This window comes from Streptomyces sp. NPDC030296, from assembly GCF_055572815.1.
Map to the genome: position 1 here is coordinate 127,083 of NZ_JBVICQ010000006.1, position 19,800 is coordinate 146,882.

The 19,800-nt window shown below is 71.9% G+C and carries 15 protein-coding genes and 1 riboswitch; of the genes, 10 read left to right on the plus strand and 5 right to left on the minus strand.

Annotation, left to right across the window (positions count from 1 at the left end; genetic code table 11):
• Positions 1 to 81: 81 nt before the first annotated feature.
• Positions 82 to 597 carry a DUF6082 family protein gene (locus tag ACZ4Z3_RS18770; RefSeq protein ID WP_468502025.1) on the minus strand — a complete coding sequence of 172 codons (516 nt, stop codon included), beginning with the start codon at positions 595 to 597 and terminating at the stop codon, positions 82 to 84.
• 372 nt (positions 598 to 969) lie between these two features.
• Between ACZ4Z3_RS18770 and ACZ4Z3_RS18775 the strand changes: the two genes are divergently transcribed.
• Positions 970 to 2,112, plus strand: coding sequence for a CobW family GTP-binding protein (locus ACZ4Z3_RS18775; protein ID WP_468502026.1), 1,143 nt, complete (start codon positions 970 to 972; stop codon positions 2,110 to 2,112).
• A 100-nt stretch (positions 2,113 to 2,212) separates the two neighbouring features.
• Here the strand turns inward: ACZ4Z3_RS18775 and ACZ4Z3_RS18780 are convergent, their stop codons facing one another.
• Positions 2,213 to 4,669: a DNA gyrase/topoisomerase IV subunit A gene (locus tag ACZ4Z3_RS18780; RefSeq protein WP_468502027.1), complete on the minus strand. Its 2,457-nt coding sequence runs from the start codon at positions 4,667 to 4,669 to the stop codon at positions 2,213 to 2,215.
• Between the two features lie 342 nt (positions 4,670 to 5,011).
• Here ACZ4Z3_RS18780 and ACZ4Z3_RS18785 point away from each other — a divergent pair, with 342 nt between their 5' ends.
• The 4 genes from ACZ4Z3_RS18785 to ACZ4Z3_RS18800 all read left to right on the plus strand — a co-directional run bounded on the left by ACZ4Z3_RS18785 (position 5,012) and on the right by ACZ4Z3_RS18800 (position 9,868).
• Positions 5,012 to 6,385 (plus strand): M16 family metallopeptidase, encoded by a 1,374-nt coding sequence (locus ACZ4Z3_RS18785; RefSeq protein WP_468502346.1) that lies wholly within the window; start codon positions 5,012 to 5,014, stop codon positions 6,383 to 6,385.
• Positions 6,382 to 7,770, plus strand: coding sequence for a M16 family metallopeptidase (locus ACZ4Z3_RS18790; RefSeq protein WP_468502028.1), 1,389 nt, complete (start codon positions 6,382 to 6,384; stop codon positions 7,768 to 7,770). The genes ACZ4Z3_RS18785 and ACZ4Z3_RS18790 overlap by 4 nt, the downstream gene beginning before the upstream one ends.
• A gap of 225 nt (positions 7,771 to 7,995) precedes the next feature.
• Positions 7,996 to 8,168, plus strand: a riboswitch (cyclic di-AMP (ydaO/yuaA leader).
• A 12-nt stretch (positions 8,169 to 8,180) separates the two neighbouring features.
• Positions 8,181 to 8,966 carry a M23 family metallopeptidase gene (locus tag ACZ4Z3_RS18795; protein WP_468502029.1) on the plus strand — a complete coding sequence of 262 codons (786 nt, stop codon included), beginning with the start codon at positions 8,181 to 8,183 and terminating at the stop codon, positions 8,964 to 8,966.
• Between the two features lie 188 nt (positions 8,967 to 9,154).
• On the plus strand, positions 9,155 to 9,868 hold the full coding sequence (locus ACZ4Z3_RS18800) for a GntR family transcriptional regulator (protein WP_468502030.1): 714 nt from the start codon (positions 9,155 to 9,157) through the stop codon (positions 9,866 to 9,868).
• A gap of 190 nt (positions 9,869 to 10,058) precedes the next feature.
• Here the strand turns inward: ACZ4Z3_RS18800 and ACZ4Z3_RS18805 are convergent, their stop codons facing one another.
• Complete coding sequence (locus ACZ4Z3_RS18805; protein ID WP_468502031.1) at positions 10,059 to 10,340, minus strand: HPr family phosphocarrier protein; 282 nt, start codon at positions 10,338 to 10,340, stop codon at positions 10,059 to 10,061.
• A gap of 182 nt (positions 10,341 to 10,522) precedes the next feature.
• Here ACZ4Z3_RS18805 and ACZ4Z3_RS18810 point away from each other — a divergent pair, with 182 nt between their 5' ends.
• The 4 genes from ACZ4Z3_RS18810 to ACZ4Z3_RS18825 all read left to right on the plus strand — a co-directional run bounded on the left by ACZ4Z3_RS18810 (position 10,523) and on the right by ACZ4Z3_RS18825 (position 16,308).
• Positions 10,523 to 13,471, plus strand: coding sequence for a bifunctional acetate--CoA ligase family protein/GNAT family N-acetyltransferase (locus tag ACZ4Z3_RS18810; RefSeq protein ID WP_468502032.1), 2,949 nt, complete (start codon positions 10,523 to 10,525; stop codon positions 13,469 to 13,471).
• A 335-nt stretch (positions 13,472 to 13,806) separates the two neighbouring features.
• Complete coding sequence (locus tag ACZ4Z3_RS18815) at positions 13,807 to 14,394, plus strand: DUF5998 family protein (protein WP_099968251.1); 588 nt, start codon at positions 13,807 to 13,809, stop codon at positions 14,392 to 14,394.
• Positions 14,394 to 15,581, plus strand: a complete 1,188-nt coding sequence (locus ACZ4Z3_RS18820) for an alkaline phosphatase family protein (protein WP_468502033.1) — start codon at positions 14,394 to 14,396, stop codon at positions 15,579 to 15,581. The genes ACZ4Z3_RS18815 and ACZ4Z3_RS18820 overlap by 1 nt, the downstream gene beginning before the upstream one ends.
• Positions 15,582 to 15,660: 79 nt before the next feature.
• Positions 15,661 to 16,308 carry a thymidine kinase gene (locus ACZ4Z3_RS18825; RefSeq protein WP_468502034.1) on the plus strand — a complete coding sequence of 216 codons (648 nt, stop codon included), beginning with the start codon at positions 15,661 to 15,663 and terminating at the stop codon, positions 16,306 to 16,308.
• A gap of 92 nt (positions 16,309 to 16,400) precedes the next feature.
• Here the strand turns inward: ACZ4Z3_RS18825 and ACZ4Z3_RS18830 are convergent, their stop codons facing one another.
• Positions 16,401 to 17,201 (minus strand): VOC family protein, encoded by an 801-nt coding sequence (locus tag ACZ4Z3_RS18830; RefSeq protein ID WP_468502035.1) that lies wholly within the window; start codon positions 17,199 to 17,201, stop codon positions 16,401 to 16,403.
• A gap of 328 nt (positions 17,202 to 17,529) precedes the next feature.
• Here ACZ4Z3_RS18830 and ACZ4Z3_RS18835 point away from each other — a divergent pair, with 328 nt between their 5' ends.
• Positions 17,530 to 18,357, plus strand: a complete 828-nt coding sequence (locus ACZ4Z3_RS18835; protein ID WP_468502036.1) for a sulfurtransferase — start codon at positions 17,530 to 17,532, stop codon at positions 18,355 to 18,357.
• A 196-nt stretch (positions 18,358 to 18,553) separates the two neighbouring features.
• Here the strand turns inward: ACZ4Z3_RS18835 and sepH are convergent, their stop codons facing one another.
• A complete protein-coding gene (gene sepH, locus ACZ4Z3_RS18840; RefSeq protein ID WP_468502037.1) occupies positions 18,554 to 19,573 on the minus strand; it encodes a septation protein SepH in 1,020 nt (339 codons plus the stop codon).
• Positions 19,574 to 19,800: the final 227 nt, after the last annotated feature.

Sequence of the window (19,800 nt, forward strand, 5' to 3'; positions counted from 1 at the left end):
GGTTCTTCCCGAGCAGGATGCGGAGAGATTACCGGTCCGGATGTCCCAACGTCTCGCCGCTCCACGGGACTTGAGAGTGAATCACTCGTCCGGCGGTTGCCCTATGACCCACCACTCGTCTCCGTCGTCCCGGTCCTCGACCAGATGGTTCATCTCCTCGACGAGACCGTCCATCATGTCACCCAGTGCCGCCTCCTCCGACGCGTCGGGCAGGCTGTCGCGGTGGTGACGCGTGGCGGCCCAGTACTCCCGGAATATCGTGTTGCGCGCCATCACCCGCAGGTGCCCGTACAGCTCGCCCAGGCTGAGCGCACCGATGCGGTGGTAGTAGAGCGCGTTGACGTACAGGGCGTTCGCGAAGAGGTACTGGCGCTGCCGCTCCGGCGGGACATCGGTCTCGTAGGTGTCGAGCACGGCCGCCAGGGCCGGGTCCTCCATGGCCTTGCAGAGCAGGTCGAAGTGGAGTCGGTGCTGTTCGGCGAGCGCGGCGTGCCTGCGCTGTCGGGAGACTCTCTCGGTCAGGGTCTGCGCGGCCGAGGCGAGCCGGCCCCGGGCGGCGGAGCCCAGCCTCCGTATCCCAAAGTTCTGTGTGGCCATGTCAACCCCCGGTTCAGGCGTCCATCCGCCGGTCGTCGGACACGGGTCGACAGGATGGGGACCGGCGAGCGGTGGGCGGCGCGCTTGCCGTCTCCCAGTGTCGCCGAGCGGCCCTGGTCGCCTGGGAGGCGGAGAGGAGGCGCACGGAAGGATGTGCGGGTGTCAGAAACCGGCGCCATGCACACCGTGTGCCCCGTGGGCGCCGCTGACAATCGTTCTCCTCGTGTGGGCCGTGTGCCCACTCGTATCCTGGGGCAGCAGTACAAGGCCGTACGGAGCTGCGGTGTTCCGGCGAACGCCGGTCCGTGAGCCGTCCCGGTACGGCGGCCGGCCGCGAGCCGGCGCACGCAACGGTGTGAGAGAGGGCGCGCGTTGAGCCAGTCGTCGAGTCCGGGCCCCGGGGGGCCGCAGCAGATCCCGGTCGTGGTCCTCGCCGGATTCCTGGGCTCCGGCAAGACCACCCTGCTCAACCATCTCCTGCACCGCAGCGGCGGCACCCGCATCGGTGCCGTCGTCAACGACTTCGGGGCCATCGAGATCGACGCGATGGCGGTGGCCGGCGCGCTCGGCGACTCCACGGTGTCGCTGGGCAACGGGTGTCTGTGCTGTGCCGTCGACGCCAGTGAGCTGGACGTGTACCTGGAGCGGCTCGCCGACCCCGCCACCGGCATCGACGTCATCGTCATCGAGGCCAGCGGGCTCGCCGAGCCGCAGGAACTCGTGCGGATGGTGCTCGCCAGCGAGAACCCCCGGGTCGTGTACGGCGGGCTTGTCGAGGTCGTCGACGCGGCCGAGTTCCTCGACACCAGGCAGCGGCACCCCGAGATCGACCGGCATCTCGCCATCGCCGATCTCGTCGTCGTCAACAAGGTCGACCGGGCCGAGGACGGTGAGCGCGTCCTCGGACTCGTCCGGTCGCTCAGTGAGGGCGCCGCCGTCGTGGCCGCGACGTACGGGCGCGTCGACCCCGCGTTCCTCTTCGACTGCCGCCCCAGTGAGGAACGCATCGGGCAGCTCTCCTTCGACGACCTGCACCGGCACGACGAGGACGCCGACCCGCACGACGGCACCCACGGTGAGCGCGACCACGCCCACGAGGATCACCTGGGGCATCTGCACACCGCGTACGACAGCGTCGCCTTCGCCTCCGACCTGCCGATGAACCCCCGGCGGCTGCTGGACTTCCTCGACAGCAGGTCGGACGGGCTGTACCGCATCAAGGGGTACGTCGACTTCGGGCCCCACGACACCCGCAACCGGTATTCCGTGCACGCGGTCGGGCGGTTCCTGCGGTTCTACCCCGAGCCCTGGGCGCCGGGTGACGAGCCGAGGCTCACCCAGCTCGTCCTCATCGGCACCGGTATCGACGCCGCCGCCCTCACCAAGGAGCTGGAGGCGTGCAAGGACGACGCCCCCCGCGCCGACGAGCACAGCATGTGGGGTGTCCTGCGCTACGTACCGGACAAGGAGGAGCCGGAGGCCGGCGAACCGGAACCCTCCTACGACACCCTCTGAACCGGACCTTGGGCCGCCACATTCTCTGAAGCGACCACCGGGCCGCGACCCCCTCTCACGTCTTCCGTCCGAGGGAGCCGCGGCCCGCAGTCCGCCTCGATCAGACGGGGCCCGCCACCGAGGCCACCGGCTTGCCCAGCGAGACGCCCGAGCCGTCACGGCGCGGATCCATCTCCGGGAGGTCGGCCGGGGTGCCGTTCTTCTGGGCGGCGCGGGCCGGCGTCGGGCCCGCCCAGGCGAAGGACAGGCAGTCCTCGCCCTTCAGATACCGCTGGCAGCGGACACCGCCCGTGGCGCGGCCCTTGCGCGGGTACTGGTCGAACGGGGTGAGCTTGGCCGTGGTCTGGACGGAGTCGTCCAGCGTGCCGCGCGAGCCCGCCACCGTGAACACCACCGCGTCCACGGCCGGGTCGACCGCCGTGAACGAGATGACCTTCGCGCCCTCGGTGAGCTTGATGCCCGCCATACCGCCGGCCGGGCGGCCCTGCGGGCGGACCTGCGAGGCCTGGTAGCGCAGCAGCTGGGCGTCGTCCGTGATGAAGACCAGGTCCTCCTCGCCCGTGCGTAGCTCGACCGCGCCGACGATCCGGTCGCCCTCCTTGAGGGTGATGACCTCCAACTCCTCCTTGTTGGACGGGTAGTCGGGCACCACCCGCTTGACCACACCCTGTTCGGTGCCGATGGCGAGGCCCGGCGACGACTCGTCGAGCGTCGTCAGACAGACCACCGTCTCGCCGTCCTGGAGGGAGAGGAACTCCGCGAGCGGGGCGCCGCCCGCGAGGTTCGGGGCGGCCGCCGTGTCGGGCAGCTGGGGCAGGTCGATCACGTTCAGCCGGAGCAGACGGCCCGTGGACGTCACCGCGCCGATCTCGCCGCGGGCCGTCGCCGGGACCGCCGACACGATCACGTCGTGCTTGGTGCGCTTGGCGTCCGCGTCCGCCGCGAAGGGCTCGGCGTCGGCCGTACGGGCGAGCAGCCCCGTCGAGGACAGCAGCACCCGGCACGGGTCGTCCGCGACCTGGAGCGGAACCGCGGCCACCGGGGCGCCCGAGGACTCCAGCAGCACCGTACGGCGCTCGGTGCCGAACTTCTTCGCCACCGCGGCCAGTTCCCCGGAGACCAGCTTGCGCAGCTCGGCGTCCGACTCCAGGATGCGCGTCAGCTCCGCGATCTCAGCGTTGAGCCGGTCCTTCTCCGCCTCCAGCTCGATGCGGTCGTACTTGGTGAGACGTCGCAGCGGGGTGTCGAGGATGTACTGCGTCTGGACGTCCGACAGGGAGAAGTGCTCCATCAGGCGCTCCTTGGCCTGCGCGGAGTTCTCGCTGGAGCGGATCAGCCGGATGACCTCGTCGATGTCCAGCAGCGCCGTGAGCAGACCCTCGACCAGGTGCAGCCGGTCGCGCTTCTTGCCGCGGCGGAACTCCGAGCGGCGGCGCACGACGTCGAAGCGGTGGTCGAGGTAGACCTCCAGGAGCTCCTTGAGGCCCAGGGTGAGGGGCTGGCCGTCGACCAGCGCCACGTTGTTGATGCCGAAGGACTCCTCCATCGGCGTCAGCTTGTAGAGCTGCTCCAGCACCGCCTCCGGCACGAAGCCGTTCTTGATCTCGATGACGAGCCGCAGGCCGTGCTGGCGGTCGGTGAGGTCCTTGACGTCGGCGATGCCCTGGAGCTTCTTCGAGCCGACCAGGTCCTTGATCTTGGCGATCACCTTCTCGGGGCCGACGGTGAACGGCAGCTCCGTGACGACGAGGCCCTTGCGGCGCGCCGTCACGTTGTCCACGGCCACCGTGGCGCGGATCTTGAAGGTGCCGCGGCCCGTCTCGTACGCGTCCCTGACGCCGGTGAGTCCGACGATCCGCCCGCCCGTGGGCAGGTCGGGGCCCGGGACGTGCTTCATCAGGGCGTCCAGGTCCGCGTTCGGGTATCTGATCAGGTGGCGGGCGGCCGCGATGACCTCGCCCAGGTTGTGCGGCGGCATGTTGGTGGCCATACCGACGGCGATGCCCGAGGCGCCGTTGACCAGCAGGTTCGGGAAGGCGGCGGGCAGCGCGACCGGCTCCTGCTCCTGGCCGTCGTAGTTCGGGGCGAAGTCGACCGTGTTCTCCTCGATCGACTCCGTCATCAGGCTCGTCGCGGCGGCCTGACGGCACTCCGTGTACCGCATGGCCGCGGGCGGGTCGTCGTTGCCGAGGGAGCCGAAGTTGCCGTGGCCGTCGACCAGGGGGACCCGCATCGAGAAGGGCTGGGCCATGCGCACCAGGGCGTCGTAGATCGACGAGTCGCCGTGCGGGTGCAGCTTGCCCATGACCTCGCCGACGACGCGGGCGCACTTCACATAACCGCGGTCGGGACGCAGACCCATCTCGTTCATCTGGTAGACGATGCGGCGGTGCACCGGCTTCAGGCCGTCACGGGCGTCGGGCAGGGCTCGGGAGTAGATGACCGAGTACGCGTACTCCAGGAAGGAGCCCTGCATCTCGTCGACGACGTCGATGTCGAGGATCCGCTCCTCGAACGCGTCGTCGGGCGGCGGGGTCTTCGTGCTGCGGCGGGCCATCGCTGCCGGCTCCTTGCTGCAAGTGAACGGACTCTGACGCGGACCATTGTGGACTGCCGCACTGACAACCCGGACTCGACCCGGCATTCCCCGCCGGGGCGGGTGCCCGGCGCCACCGCGTCAACCGCGTGCGCCGACCTTAACCACTGCCCGTCGGCGACCACCGGCGGTCCCGCTCCCGGCATACGGGGTTTCTCGCTCTCGGCGTAAGGCGTTCTCGCCGTCGGCGTACGGGCTCCGGGAACTTCGCCGGGCGTCCGCACGCTTGCATACAGTGGCAGGACCGGCAGGACAACCGCGGTTCCAGTGACCGCGCTCGCCATCGAAGGGACGTACATGCCCATGGGTCACACGGCCACAGCCGAGGCAGGCTCCGAAGGCCTGACAGTGAAGGAGCACCGCCTGGACAACGGCCTGCGCGTGGTGCTCTCCGAGGACCACCTGACCCCGGTCGCCGCGGTGTGCCTCTGGTACGACGTCGGTTCCCGCCACGAGGTCGAGGGCCGCACCGGCCTCGCCCACCTCTTCGAGCACCTGATGTTCCAGGGCTCCAAGCAGGTCTCGGGCAACGGCCACTTCGAGCTGGTCCAGGGCGCCGGCGGCTCGCTCAACGGCACCACCAGCTGGGAGCGCACCAACTACTTCGAGACGATGCCCGCCCATCAGCTGGAGCTCGCGCTGTGGCTGGAGGCCGACCGCATGGGCAGCCTGCTGTTCGCGCTGGACCAGAAGAACCTGGACAACCAGCGGGACGTCGTCAAGAACGAGCGTCGGCAGCGCTACGACAACGTGCCGTACGGCACCGCGTTCGAGCGGATCTTCCGGCTCGCCTACCCGGAGGGCCACCCCTACCGGCACACCCCGATCGGCTCCATGGAGGACCTGGAGGCGGCCAGCCTGGAGGACGCCCGCCAGTTCTTCCGGACGTACTACGCCCCGAACAACGCCGTCCTCTCGGTCGTCGGCGACATCGACCCGGAGCAGACCCTCGCCTGGATCGAGAAGTACTTCGGCTCCATCCCGTCCTACGACGGCAAGCCGCAGCCGCGTGACGGCGGCCTGCCCGACGTCATCGGCGAGCAGCACCGCGAGGTCGTCGAGGAGAAGGTGCCCGCGCGTGCGCTGATGGCCGCCTACCGCCTCCCGGAGGACGGCACACGCGCGTGCGACGCGGCCGACCTGGCCCTCGCCATCCTCGGCGGCGGCGAGTCCTCCCGCCTCTACAACCGGCTCGTGCGCCGCGACCGCACGGCGGTGACGGCCGGGTTCGGTCTGCTGCGCCTGGCCGGCGCCCCGTCCCTGGCCTGGATGGACGTCAAGACCTCCGGCGACGTCGAGGTGCCCGTCATCGAGGCCGCCGTCGACGAGGAGCTCGCCCGGTTCGCCGCGGAGGGCCCCACGGCCGAGGAGATGGAGCGCGCCCACGCCCAGTTGGAGCGCGAGTGGCTGGACCGGCTCGGCACGGTCGCGGGCCGCGCCGACGAACTGTGCCGCTTCGCGGTCCTGTTCGGTGACCCCAAGCTCGCCCTCACCGCCGTCGACCGGGTACTCGACGTGACCGCCGAGGAGGTCCAGGAGGTCGCCAAGGCCCGCCTGCGGCCCGACAACCGCGCGGTGCTCGTCTACGAACCCGTCGACGACGCCGACGACGAGGCCGAGAGCGCGGCGACGGACGCCGACGCGACCACCGACGAGAACGAGGAGTCGGCGAAGTGACCGAGCTCGCGACCATGGACTTCCACCCGCAGCCCCAGGCCGGCGAGGCCAGGCCCTGGGCGTTCCCGGCGCCCGAGCGCGGCACCCTGGACAACGGCCTGACGGTGCTCCGCTGTCACCGCCCCGGCCAGCAGGTCGTCGCCGTCGAGGTTCTCCTCGACGCCCCCCTCGACGCCGAGCCCGCCGGACTCGACGGCGTCGCCACGATCATGACGAGGGCCTTCTCCGAGGGCACCGACAAGCACTCCGCCGAGGAGTTCGCCGCCGAGCTGGAGCGCTGCGGCGCCACCCTCGACTCGCACGCCGACCACCCCGGCGTCCGCCTCTCCCTCGAAGTGCCCGTGTCGCGGCTGGGCAAGGCGCTCGGTCTGCTCGCCGACGCCCTGCGGGCCCCCGCGTTCGCGGACAGTGAGATCGAGCGGCTCGTGGCCAACCGGCTCGACGAGATCCCGCACGAGACCGCGAACCCGGGCCGCCGGGCCGCGAAGGAGCTCTCCAAGCAGCTGTTCCCGGCGGACTCCCGCATGTCCCGCCCCCGCCAGGGCACCGAGGAGACCGTGGCGAGCATCGACTCCGCCGCCGTACGCGCCTTCTACGAGCGGCACGTCCGCCCGGCGACGGCCACCGCCGTGATCGTCGGCGACCTCACCGGCGTCGACCTCGACGCGGTGCTCGGCGACACCCTGGGCGCCTGGACGGGCTCCCCGGCCAAGCCCCGCACCATGCCGGCGGTGAGCGCCGACGACACCGGGCGCGTGGTCATCGTGGACCGTCCCGGCGCCGTCCAGACGCAGCTGCTCATCGGCCGCGTGGGCGTCGACCGGCACGACCGGGTGTGGCCGGCCCAGGTGCTCGGCACCTACTGCCTCGGCGGCACCCTCACCTCCCGCCTGGACCGCGTCCTGCGCGAGGAGAAGGGCTACACCTACGGCGTGCGCGCGTTCGGCCAGGTGCTGCGCTCCGCGCCCGACGGCTCCGGTGTCTCGATGCTCGCCATCAGCGGTTCCGTGGACACACCGAACACCGGTCCGGCGCTCGACGACCTGTGGACGGTGCTGCGCACCCTCGCCGCCGAGGGCCTGACCGACGCCGAGCGGGACGTCGCCGTGCAGAACCTCGTCGGGGTCGCCCCTCTCAAGTTCGAGACGGCAGCCGCCGTGGCGAGCACCCTGGCCGACCAGGTCGAGCAACACCTGCCGGACGACTACCAGTCGACGCTGTACCGACAGCTCGCCGCCACCGGCACCGTGGAGGCCACCGCGGCCGTCGTGAGCGCCTTCCCGGTGGACCGTCTGGTGACCGTCCTCGTCGGTGACGCCGCGCAGATCGAGGAGCCGGTCAGGGCCCTCGGGATCGGCGAAGTCACCGTCGTACCCGCCGAGTAGAAGCCGAGGGCAACCGGCTCGCGGGCGGGCAGGCCGACGAGGGGCCCCGGTGACGGAAGTGTCACCGGGGCCCCTGTTTGCCCGTATTGCTCGCATTGATGGGGGAGGTTGCACGTCTGACCTGTGGCGTATGCCTCAAAACCCGTGATGCGTTTGTTATTTCGGAGGCGGCCCGCTTAGCGTCGGTCCGGCTGTTCGCCAGCAGTTCGCCGCACCCGCGGCACCGGACAGTCATCGCCGAGTCCCCCACGGCGCGAGCCAGGGGAGCCGGGGACCCACCGCAGTCCCTGGGGTGAATCGGGTGCCCTTCGCGAGCTTCGCGAAACGAGGGGTGTCCGTAGGAGACCTTCCTGCTCCGAACCCGTCAGCTAACCCGGTAGGCGAGAGGGAAGGAAAGGATCAGCCACTCCATGGCGTTCACCCGCGCTCCCGGGAAGCACCGCCGTCCCGGCCGCGTGAAGCGCACGACCACGAGGACCGTGGGCGTCGCCGCTCTCACCACCACCGGTGTCGTCGGCACCGTCGCCGTCCCGGCGCTCGCAGCGGAGCCCGCCCCCGAGCAGACGGGGCTGAACCAGATCATCGTCCTCGGTGACACGGTCGCCGAGCAGGTCGACGCCCAGGCGGCCGCTCAGCAGCAGGCCGCCGAGGTGGCCGCCGTCAAGCAGAAGGCGCAGGAGGAGGCCCGCAAGGCCGCCGCCGAGAAGGCGAAGCAGGAGCGCGCCGCCGCCGAGGAGCGCGAGGAGATCAAGGCACGTGCCGCCCGCGCCGCCGAGCGCGAGCGCCTGAACGCGTACGTCTCTCCCATCACCGGCTCCTACATCTCCACCGGCTACAAGTCGGGCGGCGCCGTCTGGTCCTCCGGCAGCCACACCGGTGTCGACTTCCACGCCGCCTCCGGCACGCCCGTCCACGCCGTGGGCGCCGGCACCGTCGTCGAGGCCGGCTGGGGCGGCGCGTACGGCAACAACGTCGTGATCAAGATGAACGACGGCACGTTCACCCAGTACGGCCACCTGTCGTCCATCAGCGTCTCCGTCGGCCAGACGGTCACCCCCGGCCAGCAGATCGGCCTCTCCGGGGCGACCGGCAACGTCACCGGCCCGCACCTGCACTTCGAGGCCCGCACGACGGCCGAGTACGGCTCGGACATCGACCCTGTCGCGTACCTGCGCTCGCACGGCGTGAACGTCTGACGAAAGCCTCACCGCTTCAGGAGGCCCCGGCTCACCGAGCCGGGGCTTTCCTTGTTGCGGCGTACCCGCTGTCCAAAAAATATCCATGGATTCCGGCCCGCCATCGGAAATTCCGGCCCGCTGCAATAGAGTCAGCTGAACACACGTCAATCAATGACGTTTCACGGGGATTAAGGCGGAGGTCGGTCATGCGTATTCCGGCGCACTCGGTATGCACGGCGATCCGTGATGACATCGTCGCGGGTGTCTACGAGCGCGGCAGCCGCCTCACCGAGGAACTGCTCGCCCGCCGCTACGGCGTGAGCCGCGTCCCCGTGCGCGAGGCACTGCGCACGCTGGAGGCCGAGGGCTTCGTGGTGACCCGCAGGCACGCGGGCGCGTGCGTCGCCGAGCCGACCGAGCAGGAGGCATCCGACCTGCTGGAGATGCGCATGCTGCTCGAGCCCCTCGGCGCCGCCCGCGCCGCCCAGCGCCGCACGGAGGCGCACCTGAAGGTCCTGCGCGGCCTGGTCAGGCTGGGCCAGGAGCGGGCCAGGCGGGGCAACAGCGAGGATCTGCGCTCCCTGGGCGGCTGGTTCCACGAGACGCTCGCCCAGGCCTCCGGGAGCCCTGCCCTGACCTCGACGCTCGCCCAGCTACGGCACAAGATCGCCTGGATGTACGCGGTCGAGGCGCCGGCCAACCCCGTGGAGTCCTGGGCCGAGCACGGCGGCATCGTGGACGCCGTGGCCCGCGGTGACAGCGAGCGCGCGCGGACGATCACCGCTCTGCACACCGAGCGGGCCACCTCGGCGCACCGGCTGCGCTTTCCCGGCCGGCCCGCGACGCCGGAGCGTCCCGACCGACCGGACCGTGTGAGGACTTCGCAACACCCCGTAAACACGCCGAGTCTGCGGCATTAACACGAGGGCCGTATACAAAGAAGGTATGAATTCGAGGGGCGTAATTTCTGCTGCCCGCGGACGGATTTAACGACGTCGCGGACAGATTTATCCGACCCCTCTGCCCAGGGAAATGCGAAGGGCTCGCCCGATAAATCGGACGAGCCCTTCAGTGCTGCCGCGAGTGGCCTTCCGGCCGCTGCCGCGTGGGTCAGACCGTCTCGGGGAGCTCCTCGAGGCCCTCGGCGACGAGCTTCGCCAGACGGTCGAGCGCGGCGTCCGCGCCCTCGGCGTCGGAGGCGAGGACGACCTCCTCGCCGCCCTGGGCGCCCAGGCCCAGGACCGCCAGCATGGAACCGGCGTTGACGGGGTTGCCGTCGGCCTTGGCGATCGTCACGGGGATACCGGAGGCCGTGGCGGCCCGGACGAAGATGGAAGCGGGGCGGGCGTGGAGGCCCTCGGCCCAGCCGACGTTGACGCGGCGCTCAGCCATGTGATGCTGCCCTTCAGGTGTGTCTCGGGTACCTCGAAGAGGTCTAGACCGGGTTGTCTAGACCAGTTTCCCATATCGTGAAGCGTCACCGGAACGGGCCCACGGCCTGACCGCGCACCGGCTGTCGTGATTCCCCAGACTGCCCCGCGCCGTCGTCGGACGCGAGCCGTACTCTGGGGCCCATGCAGACCTCGTCGGACCGGCACGAGTACCCCGCCCACTGGGAGGCCGACGTGGTGCTGCGCGACGGCGGCACCGCACGCGTCCGGCCCATCACCGTTGATGACGCCGAGCGTCTGGTCAGCTTCTACGAGCAGGTCTCCGACGAGTCGAAGTACTACCGCTTCTTCGCGCCGTACCCTCGCCTGTCCGCCAAGGACGTCCACCGCTTCACGCACCACGACTTCGTGGATCGGGTGGGTCTCGCCGCCACCGTCGGCGGCGAGTTCATCGCCACCGTACGCTATGACCGGATCGGCCCCGACGGAATGCCCGCCTCGGCCCCCGCCGACGAGGCCGAGGTCGCCTTCCTCGTCCAGGACGCCCACCAGGGCCGCGGCGTCGCCTCCGCCCTCCTCGAACACATCGCCGCCGTCGCCCGCGAGCGCGGCATCCGGCGCTTCGCCGCCGAGGTGCTGCCCGCCAACACCAAGATGATCAAGGTGTTCACCGACGCCGGGTACCAGCAGAAGCGCAGCTTCGAGGACGGCGTCGTACGCCTGGAGTTCGGCCTGGAGCCCACCGACCGCTCCCTCGCCGTGCAGCGCGCCCGGGAGCAGCGGGCCGAGGCCAGATCGGTGCAGCGGCTCCTCGCCCCCGGCTCGGTCGCCGTCATCGGCGCCGGGCGCACACCGGGCGGAGTGGGCCGCAGCGTGCTCGCCAACCTCCGGAACGCCGGCTTCGCGGGCCGGCTCCACGCGGTGAACAGGGCCGTCCGGGAGAAGGAGCTGGACGGCGTTCCGGCCTACCCCTCCGTCCGTGACATCGAGGGCCCCGTCGACCTCGCCGTCGTGGCCGTCCCCGCCGCGCAGGTCCCCGAGGTCGTCGCCGAGTGCGGTGAACACGGTGTGCAGGGCCTCGTGGTGGTCTCCGCCGGGTACGCCGAGAGCGGTCCCGAGGGACACGACCGCCAGCGCGACCTCGTCCGCCAGGCGCGCGCGTACGGCATGCGCATCATCGGACCGAACGCGTTCGGCGTCATCAACACCGCCCCCGACGTACGGCTCAACGCCTCGCTCGCCCCGGAGATGCCGCGCTCCGGGCGCATCGGCCTCTTCGCCCAGTCCGGCGCCATCGGCATCGCGCTGCTGTCCCGGCTGCACCGGCGCGGGGGAGGGGTGACCGGCGTGACGGGCGTGTCCACGTTCGTGTCGTCCGGCAACCGGGCGGACGTCTCCGGCAACGACGTCATCCAGTACTGGTACGAGGACCCCGACACCGATGTCGTGCTGATGTACCTGGAGTCCATCGGCAACCCGCGCAAGTTCACCCGTCTCGCCCGGCGGACCGCCGCGGTCAAACCGCTCGTCGTCGTCCAGGGAGCACGCCATGGGGCGGCCCCGCAGGGGCACGCGGTGCGCGCCACGCGGCTGCCGCACGCCACCGTGTCCGCGGTGCTGCGCCAGGCGGGGGTGATCCGGGTCGACACGATCACGGAGCTGGTGGACGCGGGTCTGCTGCTGGCCCGGCAGCCGCTCCCGGCGGGCCCGCGGGTGGCGATCCTCGGCAACTCCGAGTCGTTGGGGCTGCTCACCTATGACGCGTGCCTCGCGGAGGGGCTCCGTCCGCTGCCGCCGGTCGATCTGACGACCGCCGCCTCGGCGGACGACTTCCACCGGGTGCTGTCGGACGCCCTGGCAGACGACGCCTGCGACGCCGTGGTCGTGACGGCCATACCGGCACTGGGGGAGACGTCCCCCGGCGACGCGGCCCTCGCCGAGGCGCTCCGCTCCGCGGCGGCGGCGACCCCCGCGAAGCCGGTGCTCGTCGTGCACGTCGAGCTGGGCGGCCTCGCCGAGGCGCTGTCGGCCGCGGCGAGCACCGCACCCCAGGCCGGCGACCGGACCCCGGCTGCCGCGAGCGGTGCCACACAGCCCCCGGCAGCCCGGCCCCAGGGGGACACCCGGCACCCCGTGGAACGACCGCCCACCGAGGCGACGGCCACCCCGGCGGCGCCCCCCTCCGCCCCCGCCCGGCCCCTCCGGGCGGAAGCCGCCGCGCCTGCCCGGCCCGCCGACTCCCCACCCACCCCTGCCCGGCCCGCCGACTCCCGGCTCATCCCCGCCTATCCCGCCGCCGAGCGGGCCGTCCGCGCCCTCGCCGAAGCCGTGAAGTACGCGCAGTGGCGGCGCGAGGCGGCGGAGCCGGGCAAGGTGCCCGAGTACGAGGACATCGACGAGAAGGGCGCCGCGCGGCAGATCGACGAGCTGCTCGCGCGGGGCGAGGGGCTCGACCTCGGAGCGGAGGACACCTGCGCCCTGCTCGCCCGGTACGGCATCCAGGTCCGGGAGGCACGGCCCGCGCCCACGCCCCACGAGGCGGTGGCGGCGGCCGAGGCGCTCGGCTATCCCGTCGCGCTGAAGACGACCGCCCCGCACCTGAGGCACCGGGCGGACCTGGGCGGTGTACGGCTCGACCTTGCGGACGAGGAGCAACTGCGGCGGGCGTACACGGAGTTGACGGAGCTGTTCGGCGGGCCGGAGGAGCTGCGTCCGGTCGTCCAGGCCATGGCCCCGCGCGGTGTCGACACGATCGTACGGACGGTGGTCGACCCGGCGGCCGGAGCGGTGCTCTCCTTCGGGCTGGCCGGACCGGCGTCGCAGCTGCTCGGGGACATGGCGCACCGGCTGATTCCGGCCACCGAACGGGACGCCGCCTCCCTGGTCCGGTCGATCAGGACCGCCCCCCTCCTCTTCGGCTGGAGAGGTTCGGCCCCCGTCGACACCGGCGCCCTGGAAGAACTGCTGCTGCGGGTCTCCCGGCTGGTGGACGACCACCCCGAGGTCGTGGCCGTCTCCCTGGAGCCGGTCGTCGTCGCCCCGCAGGGGCTCAGCGTGCTCGGCGCCACCGTACGGCTCGCCCGCCCGCCCGCTCGCGACGACCTCGGCCCGAGGACGCTCCCGGTCTACTGACGGCGACGACCGGTGACCGGCGATCTGCGCCTGGTGACCGACCGCCAGTGAGCGATACATGGTCACCTCGGCTGCGTACGCCGTCTTCGAGGCCCGCGCCCGCCTACGATCACGGCGGTCCCGAACCTTCCCCGGCCCGATCACGGCAGTCCCGAGCTTTCTCCCGCCCTCCCCGAGTCCGCGCGGTGCCGTGGCCGCACACCCCTCCGCCTGCCCGTTCACAGGGCTGTCCCGGGCGCCGGACGCGAGAGGGGCATGACGGCCTGCTGTTCGAACGCCCCGGGATGCCCTTGACTGAGCCGGACCGCTCTTGCCCACGGACTAGGATGGACGTCATGGCCAAGACCAGTACGACGACCCAGGGGCTGCGTGCGGCGATCGAGCGCAGCGGCTACTACCCGGCTCTCGTGGCCGAGGCGGTGGAGGCCGCTGTCGGCGGCGAGGCCATCAAGTCGTACCTGGTCCACCAGGAGACGACGTTCGACGCGAACGAGGTGCGGCGCCATGTGACCGTGCTCGTCCTCACGGCCAACCGGTTCATCGTCAGCCACACCGACGAGCAGGCCGCCGACAGCACGTCGCCGACGCCCTACGCCACCACGTCCACCGAGTCGGTGAAGCTCGGCCGGATCTCCTCGGTCGTGGTCAGCCGGGTCGTCGCCAACCCCGAGTCGTACACCCCCGGCACCCTGCCGCGCGAGGTCGTCCTGACCATCGGCTGGGGCGCCGTCTCCCGTATCGACCTGGAGCCCGCCGCCTGCGGCGACCCCAACTGCGAGGCCGACCACGGCTACACGGGCAGCTCCACGGCGGACGACCTCAGCCTGCGCGTCAGCGAGGCCGGCGACGGCCCGGAGACCGTTCGCCAGGCCCTCGCCTTCGCGCAGTCGCTCTCCGAGGCGACCGCGGACCTCGCCCGCTGATGGCACTGCCCACCTGGGACCACCCGGAACCCCTCGCCGTCGGTTCCGCGCCCGTCCCCGAGTACGGCGCCGGCTCGCTCGCCGACCTCCTGCCCACCCTCGCGGCGGGCATGGAGGTCCCCGGTACGACCGCCGCCATACAGGAACTGGCGCCGGCCGACCGTGCCTGCGTCTTCCTGATCGACGGGCTCGGCTGGGAGCAGCTGCGGGCGCACCCCGACGAGGCGCCGTTCATGACCTCCCTGCTGGCGTCCTCGCGCGGCGGCACCGGCCGCCCCATCACCGCCGGCTACCCCGCCACCACGGCGACCTCCCTGGCCTCCGTGGGCACGGGACTGCCACCGGGCGCGCACGGGCTCCCCGGCTACACGGTCCGCGACCCCGAGACCCGGGAGCTGATGAACCAGCTCCGCTGGCAGCCCTGGACGGCACCGCACGTGTGGCAGCCGTACCCGACGGTCTTCCAGCTCGCCCACGAGGCCGGTGTGCACACCGCGCAGGTCTCGTCCCCCGCCTTCGAACACACCCCCCTGACCAAGGTCGCGCTGAGCGGCGGTACCTTCCACGGCCGCCTCTCCGGCGAGGACCGCATGGACCTGGCCGCCGCGCAACTGGGCGCCGGTGACCGGTCCCTGGTCTACACGTACTACTCCGAGGTCGACGGCGCCGGGCACCGCTACGGCCTCGACTCGGACACCTGGCGTGGCCAGCTCATGCACGTCGACCGCCTCGTCCAGAGACTCGCGGAGCAACTCCCGCCGCGCAGCGCCCTGTACGTCACCGCCGACCACGGCATGATCGACGTCCCCTTCGACGAGCAGCACCGCATCGACTTCGACGAGGACTGGGAACTGCGCGCCGGGGTCGCCCTGCTGGGCGGCGAGGGCCGCGCCCGCCATGTGTACGCGGTACCGGGCGCAGAGTCGGACGTCCTGACCTGCTGGCGTGAGGTGCTCGGCGAACAGTTCTGGATCGCCTCGCGGGACGAGGCCATAGCCGCGGGCTGGTTCGGGCCGACGGTGGACGAACGGGTGTACGGCCGCATCGGTGACGTGGTCGCGGCCGCCCGCGACGACGTCCTGATCATCGCCTCCGAGCGGGAGCCCAAGGAGTCGGCGATGGTCGGCAACCACGGCTCGATGACCCCGGCGGAACAACTGATCCCGCTCCTCGAAGTACGCTCCTGACGCCCGCCGCACACCCTGCGCACCACCCGCCGTCCCCGACCGTTCCGCTGCCCTCCTTGCCGAAAGGTGCTCCCTCACCATGTCCGAGCTGGTGTTCTTCTCCGGAACCATGGACTGCGGGAAGTCGACGCTGGCCCTCCAGATAGAGCACAACCGCTCGGCGCGGGGCCTCCAGGGCATGATCTTCACGCGCGACGACCGCGCGGGCCAGGGCAAGCTCTCCTCCCGCCTCGGCCTGGTCACCGACGCCGTCGAGGTCGAGGACGGCCAGGACCTCTACGCGTACCTCGTCGACCACCTCTCCAAGGGACGCCGCGCGGACTACGTCATCGCCGACGAGGCCCAGTTCCTCGCCCCGGAGCAGATCGACCAACTCGCCCGCGTCGTGGACGACCTGGGCCTCGACGTGTACGCCTTCGGCATCACCACCGACTTCCGCTCCAAGCTCTTCCCCGGCTCCCAGCGGCTGGTCGAACTGGCCGACCGGGTAGAGGTCCTCCAGGTCGAGGCCCTCTGCTGGTGCGGCGCCCGCGCCACCCACAACGCCCGCACCATAGGCGGCCACATGGTCGTCGAGGGCGCCCAGGTCGTCGTGGGCGACGTCAACCAGCCCGACGACATCGGCTACGAGGTGCTCTGCCGTCGCCACCACCGCCGGCGCATGACCGCCGCGACGGCCCACGCGGGAGCCCTCGCCCCGGACGTCCTCCCGGTCGAGACGGCCTGACCCCCCGGGAGGCTGATCACGCGCGGAAGGCCACCTTCGGGCCGCCCGCAGCGCCCCCGCACGCCCGTCCCGGCGCTCCCGCGTCCGGAACCTCAGCGCTCCATGTGCACCAGCGCGAAGACGGCCCCCTCCAGGTCCGCCACGGTGGCCACACGGCCCTGCGGGGTGTCATGGGGCGGGGTCAGGACATGGCCGCCGAGGGCGACGACCCGCTGGGCCGCCTCGTCGGTGTCGGTGACCTCGAAGTACGTCAGCCAGTGCGGGCCCCGATCACGGGGGAGCGCGGCGCCCACGCCGTGGATTCCGGCGACGGGGCGACCCTTGATGTGGAGGGTGACATGGTCGGTGTCGGGGTCGGGGGACGCCACCGGTCTCTCCTCGTAGCCGAACGCCACCTCGTAGAACTTGGCGACGCTCTCCGTGTCATAGGTGAGCAGTTCGTCCCAGGCGGGGGTGCCCGGCACACCGGTGATGTCCGTGCCGAGGTGCGCCGCCGCCTGCCAGATGCCGAAGACGGCACCCGTGGGGTCCGAGCCGATCGCGAGGCGCCCCGCGTCGCCGGCGTCCAGCGGCCCCACCCCGACGGTCCCGCCGCAGTGCCGCACGGTCGCCGCCGTCAGATCCACGTCGTCGGAGGCGAAGTACGGCGTCCAGGCGATCGGAAGGTGCCGGTCCGGCGGCAGTTGCCCGATCCCCGCCACCTCACGCCCGTCGAGCAGCGCCCGCACATACGGGCCGAGCTGCTGCGGACCGGGCTGGAACTCCCAGCCGAACAGCGCTGCGTAGAACTCCTGGGTCGCGGCCATCCCGTGCACCATCAGGCTCACCCAGCAGGGCGTGCCCGGCGGGTACGCCCCACCGTTCGGTCCGGTCGACCCCCGTGCGTCGGTCATCGTCACTCTCTCCTCGGCCCCTCGGGGCCGCGTCCGTCCGCCCCGCCGTACCCGTGTACCGCGTCCACCCGCGATCACGCCCCGTGCCGATGCTCGCACCACCCGTGGTGCCAGGCGCCCGCGCCGCACCGCCGCGTCCTGGCGCACGTACGTACGCGAACGGGGCGCGGTCGATCGCGACGCGCCGCTTCGACGCGGGGGCAGACGTGTGGTGGCCGTCGGCTGTACGGCATGTGTCCGATCCCGTACGCGCGGTGATCGGAACCGTCCGGCGGGCAGAGTAGCCGGACCTGGGCGAAGGGGCCACCCCGTGCGCGAGGATGGGGCCATGAACGCCATCATCACCGCATCCGAGCTCGCCGAGGAGCTGGCCGGACCCCGCCCGCCGGTCCTGCTGGACGTGCGCTGGCAGTTGGGCGGCCCGAACCTGCGGCCCGAGTACGACAAGGCGCACCTCCCAGGGGCCGTCTTCGTCGACCTGGACGCCGAACTCGCCGGTCCGGCGGGTCCGGCCGGCCGCCACCCGCTGCCGGACCCCGAGGACTTCGGCGCGGCGATGCGGGCGGCCGGGGTGTCCGCCGACCGTCCGGTCGTCGTCTACGACGGCGGCCTCAACTGGGCCGCCGCGCGCGCCTGGTGGCTGCTCAGCTGGTCGGGCCACCCCTCGGTGCGGGTCCTCGACGGCGGTCTCGCGGCCTGGGACGGCCCGGTGACGGCCGAACTCCCCGATCCCGAGCCGGGAACCTTCACCCCCGCCCCGGGCGCCCTCCCGTTGCTCGACGCGGACGGCGCCGCGGCGCTCGCCCGCGGCGGTCTGCTCCTCGACGCGCGGGCCGCCGAGCGCTACCGCGGCGATGTGGAGCCCATCGACCCGGTCGGCGGCCACATCCCGGGCGCCGTGTCCGCGCCCACCACCGAGAACGTGACCGCATCCGGTCACTTCCGTCCCGCCGCCGAACTCGCCGACCGTTTCAAGGCGCTCGGCGCGACCGGGGACACGGAGGTCGGCGTGTACTGCGGCTCGGGCGTCTCCGGCGCCCACCAGGTGCTCGCCCTGGCCGTGGCGGGCATCCCGGCCGCCCTGTACGTCGGTTCATGGTCGGAGTGGTCCCGCGACGGCGGCCGCCCGGTCGCCACCGGGCCCGACCCCCAGTGACCCACCGCTGACAGGCATACACCGTGGGGCCCGCGTCTGAACGACACGGGCCCCACACACGTATGAGAGACCGAACCCCCACCACTGAAGAAGGACTCGGAGAACGACCCGGAAACAAAAGAAAGCAGAAACGGATCGGCATGCACGACCGTTCCTGCTCGCAGCCGCCGCCCCCCCTCCTTACCGCTGTTTCCCGCTACTCCTGTTTCTTGCGGCGTGTGCCGAACACGATCTCGTCCCAGCTGGGCACCGCCGCGCGCCGCCCCGGCCGTACGCCGTCGGCCTCGGCCTGCCGGTCCGTGGAGCCGATGAGCCGGTCGCGGTGGCCGTTGACCGACCGCGGCGGCATGAGGACGTCCGCGTAGGCGGAACCGGCCGAGGCCGCGGGGGCCGCGGACTCCTCGTCCACCTCCTCGACGGAATCGTCCTGCGGTTCGGCGGCGGGCAGTTCGGGCACCACCAGGTCGCCCCGGTAGCTGGGGACGGCCTCCAGGATGCTCGTGAGCGAGTCGCGCTCGCTCACGCTCTCCTCGTCGGACTCCGGTGTCACGGCCGGCAGGACGGGACGTTCCGCCTGGCGGTCGCGGGGCAGCCGGGCGATCCGCGGCACGAACGGGAAGCTCGGTTCGGGCGCGCCCAGATCGTCGGACTCGCCGATCAGGGAGCGCGCCTCGTCGTCGACGGCCTGGACCAGTCGCCGGGGCGGGTCGTACGTCCAGCTCGCCGAGTGCGGTTCGCCCGCGACCCGGTACACCAGCAGGACCTCCCAGGTGCCGTCGTCGCGGCGCCACGAGTCCCACTGGACGGTGTCCTTCTCGGCGCCGCGGATCAACAGCCGTTCCTGGACGGCCTCGCCGAGCTGCGGGCCTGCGGCGTTCTCGCCGGGGCGGCGGACCGGGGTCTTGCGTGCCCGCTCGGCCATGAAGGCGCGCTCGGCCAGTACCGGGCCCTCGAACCGGCGCACCCGGTCCACGGGGATGCCGGCGAGCTGCGCGACCTCCTCGGCCGTGGCACCCGCACGTATACGCGCCTGGATGTCACGGGGACGGAGATGGCTCTCGACCTCGATCTCGATCTGGCCGAGACGGGGACGGTCGCCGCGCACGGCGGCACGCAGGCGTTCGTCGATAGGAAGCGTGTACTCCGTGGAATCGGCAGCCTTCAGCACCAGCCGTGTGCCGTCATTGGAGACGGCCACGACACGCAGTTCGGGCATGGGGACCTCCCGGGTGGTGCCTGCCGACGTCACGTGCGTCGCTGCTTCCGCTAGTCGAGTGTGGCCTGCCCGGGTGCAGCCTGCCACAACCTTGCCGAGTTGCCCGGCGTGTCGGGCGTGGGCCCGAGGCCGCCGTTATGGCACGGTTACCTATTCGCAACGCTAAGTGACGAACCTCATCACCCTGTGCAACGATCCCCCTCCCGGCGGTCCTCGTGGGGCCCCGG

Bases quoted from the DNA above. Each gene is read 5' to 3' on its own strand.
- ACZ4Z3_RS18805 (WP_468502031.1), bottom strand. From the start codon at position 10,340: ATGGCTGAGCGCCGCGTCAACGTCGGCTGGGCCGAGGGCCTCCACGCC.
- ACZ4Z3_RS18825 (WP_468502034.1), top strand. From the start codon at position 15,661: ATGTCCGAGCTGGTGTTCTTCTCCGGAACCATGGACTGCGGGAAGTCG.
- ACZ4Z3_RS18780 (WP_468502027.1), bottom strand. From the start codon at position 4,669: ATGGCCCGCCGCAGCACGAAGACCCCGCCGCCCGACGACGCGTTCGAG.
- ACZ4Z3_RS18785 (WP_468502346.1), top strand. From the start codon at position 5,012: ATGGGTCACACGGCCACAGCCGAGGCAGGCTCCGAAGGCCTGACAGTG.
- ACZ4Z3_RS18800 (WP_468502030.1), top strand. From the start codon at position 9,155: ATGCGTATTCCGGCGCACTCGGTATGCACGGCGATCCGTGATGACATC.
- ACZ4Z3_RS18770 (WP_468502025.1), bottom strand. From the start codon at position 597: ATGGCCACACAGAACTTTGGGATACGGAGGCTGGGCTCCGCCGCCCGG.
- ACZ4Z3_RS18835 (WP_468502036.1), top strand. From the start codon at position 17,530: ATGAACGCCATCATCACCGCATCCGAGCTCGCCGAGGAGCTGGCCGGA.
- sepH (WP_468502037.1), bottom strand. From the start codon at position 19,573: ATGCCCGAACTGCGTGTCGTGGCCGTCTCCAATGACGGCACACGGCTG.
- ACZ4Z3_RS18820 (WP_468502033.1), top strand. From the start codon at position 14,394: ATGGCACTGCCCACCTGGGACCACCCGGAACCCCTCGCCGTCGGTTCC.
- ACZ4Z3_RS18815 (WP_099968251.1), top strand. From the start codon at position 13,807: ATGGCCAAGACCAGTACGACGACCCAGGGGCTGCGTGCGGCGATCGAG.
- ACZ4Z3_RS18795 (WP_468502029.1), top strand. From the start codon at position 8,181: ATGGCGTTCACCCGCGCTCCCGGGAAGCACCGCCGTCCCGGCCGCGTG.
- ACZ4Z3_RS18830 (WP_468502035.1), bottom strand. From the start codon at position 17,201: ATGACCGACGCACGGGGGTCGACCGGACCGAACGGTGGGGCGTACCCG.
- ACZ4Z3_RS18810 (WP_468502032.1), top strand. From the start codon at position 10,523: ATGCAGACCTCGTCGGACCGGCACGAGTACCCCGCCCACTGGGAGGCC.